This window comes from Phaeodactylibacter luteus (genome assembly GCF_007993045.1).
Taxonomy (GTDB): domain Bacteria; phylum Bacteroidota; class Bacteroidia; order Chitinophagales; family Saprospiraceae; genus Phaeodactylibacter; species Phaeodactylibacter luteus.
On record NZ_VOOR01000101.1, the window covers coordinates 2,501 to 5,239 of the forward strand.

2 rRNA genes (1 of these 2 running past the window's edge) are annotated in these 2,739 nt (G+C 53.0%); both read left to right on the top strand.

The window, feature by feature from the left end:
• Positions 1-2,412, top strand: a 23S ribosomal RNA gene (locus FRY97_RS21415) (it extends 349 nt beyond the left edge of the window).
• 113 nt (positions 2,413-2,525) lie between these two features.
• Positions 2,526-2,633 (top strand): 5S ribosomal RNA (gene rrf / locus FRY97_RS21420).
• The last annotated feature ends 106 nt before the right edge of the window (positions 2,634-2,739 follow it).

Below are 2,739 nucleotides of genomic sequence, written 5' to 3' on the forward strand. Positions count from 1 at the left end.
GGACACGTGAAATCCTGTCTGAACATGGGGGGACCATCCTCCAAGGCTAAATACTCCTGAGAGACCGATAGTGAACCAGTACCGTGAGGGAAAGGTGAAAAGAACCGCAAGAAGCGGAGTGAAAAGATCCTGAAACCGTGTGCTTACAAGCGGTCGGAGCCCTACGGGGTGACGGCGTGCCTTTTGCATAATGAGCCTACGAGTTACTCCTATCTGGCAAGTTTAAGCACTTCAGGTGCGTAGGCATAGCGAAAGCGAGTCTGAACAGGGCGCGAGCCAGGTGGGGTAGACGCGAAACCGTGTGATCTACCCATGGGCAGGTTGAAGTTGGGATAGTCTCCCAATGGAGGACCGAACCGGTAAACGTTGAAAAGTTTTCGGATGACCTGTGGGTAGGGGTGAAAGGCCAATCAAACTCGGAGATAGCTCGTACTCCCCGAAATGCATTTAGGTGCAGCGTCAGGAAGAGTGTCATGGAGGTAGAGCTACCAATAAGGCTAGGGGGCTTCACCGCCTACCAACCCTTGATGAACTCCGAATGCCATGACACTGCACTGGCAGTGAGGCAGTGGGTGCGAAGGTCCATTGCCGAGAGGGAAAGAACCCAGACCATCAGCTAAGGCCCCAAAGTTCACGCTAAGTTGAATGAACGAGGTGGGGATGCTATGACAGCTAGGATGTTGGCTTGGAAGCAGCCATTCATTTAAAGAGTGCGTAACAGCTCACTAGTCGAGCGTTCCCGCGCGGAAAATGATCGGGCATCAAGCGTGGCGCCGAAGCTATGGACTCCGCAGTGCGGAGTGGTAGGGGAGCATTCTGGCTGCGCTGAAGGTGTGCTGTGAGGCATGCTGGAGCGGCTAGAAAAGAAAATGTAGGCATGAGTAACGATAAAACAGGTGAGAAACCTGTTCGCCGCAAGACTAAGGGTTCCTTGATCGATGTTAATCAGATCAGGGTTAGTCGGGGCCTAAGGCGTAGCCGAAAGGCGAAGCTAATGGAAAACAGGTTAATATTCCTGTACCTGTATACACTAAAAAGGGGACGGAGCTGTGGATTGCCCGCGCACTGACGGAATAGTGCGTTAAACCTTCGGGGATAGTACAGCGAGCCTGCAAAGGCGAGCTGATAGCAGCAAGAAGCAGCTTCCAAGAAAAGCCGAAGTATACAGCCCGTACCGTAAACCGACACAGGTAGTCGAGGAGAGTATCCTAAGGCGCTCGAGTGAACCGTGGCTAAGGAACTAGGCAAAATAGCCCCGTAACTTCGGGAGAAGGGGCGCTCACGTAAGTGAGCCGCAGTGAAGAGGCCCAGGCGACTGTTTAGCAAAAACACAGGACTCTGCAAAGCTGAAAGGCGAAGTATAGGGTCTGACACCTGCCCGGTGCCGGAAGGTTAAGGGAGGCGCTCATCTTCGGAGAAGGCGTTGACTGAAGCCCCGGTAAACGGCGGCCGTAACTATAACGGTCCTAAGGTAGCGAAATTCCTTGTCGGGTAAGTTCCGACCTGCACGAATGGTGTAACGATCTGGGCACTGTCTCGGCCACGAGCTCGGTGAAATTGAAGTATCGGTGAAGATGCCGGTTACCCGCAACGGGACGGAAAGACCCCGTGAACCTTTACTACAGCTTCGTATTGTGCTTGAGTATAAGATGTGTAGGATAGGTGGGAGGCTTTGAAGCGGCCGCGCCAGTGGTTGTGGAGCCGTCCTTGAAATACCACCCTTCTTATACTTAGGTTCTAACCCTTCGGGGGACAGTGCGTGGTGGGTAGTTTGACTGGGGTGGTCGCCTCCTAAAGAGTAACGGAGGCTTACAAAGGTACCCTCAGCATGGTTGGTAATCATGCGCAGAGCATATGAGTATAAGGGTGCTTGACTGAGAGAGGGACGCCTCGAACAGGTGCGAAAGCAGGTTCAAGTGATCCGGTGGTTCCGTATGGAAGGGCCATCGCTCAAAGGATAAAAGGTACTCCGGGGATAACAGGCTGATCTCCCCCAAGAGCTCATATCGACGGGGAGGTTTGGCACCTCGATGTCGGCTCGTCACATCCTGGGGCTGGAGAAGGTCCCAAGGGTTGGGCTGTTCGCCCATTAAAGTGGCACGCGAGCTGGGTTCAGAACGTCGCAAGACAGTTCGGTCCCTATCTGTTGCGGGCGTTGGAATATTGAGAAGGGCTGACACTAGTACGAGAGGACCGTGTTGGACATACCGCTAGTGTACCAGTTGTGCCGCCAGGTGCAGTGCTGGGTAGCTATGTATGGAACGGATAAGCACTGAAAGCATCTAAGTGCGAAGCCGGCTTCAAGATGAGTATTCCTTGAGGGCCGTGGAAGATGACCACGTTGATAGGCTACAGGTGGAAGCGCAGTGATGTGTGGAGCTGAGTAGTACTAATTACCCGAAAGCTTCCCGTGCAATAGCACTTGAGAGGGCGTTTCAGCGCTCTAAAAGCTCGAAGAACTGGATGAATTTTTCTTTCCGACCTTGTCTAAGTAATAACTGCTGCGAAGGCAGCATGTAAGATTTGCTGGTGGTTATAGCGGGGAGGATCACCTCTTCCCATTCCGAACAGAGAAGTTAAGCTCCCCAGCGCCGATGGTACTACGAAAGTGGGAGAGTAGGTCGCTGCCAGCTCAAATCAGCACCAAGCCCCGTTGCGAATTATGCAGCGGGGCTTTGGTCGTTTATCAAGCCTGCCATCAACACATACCCCCAACTCCTCTCTTTCCTTTCTTTGTCT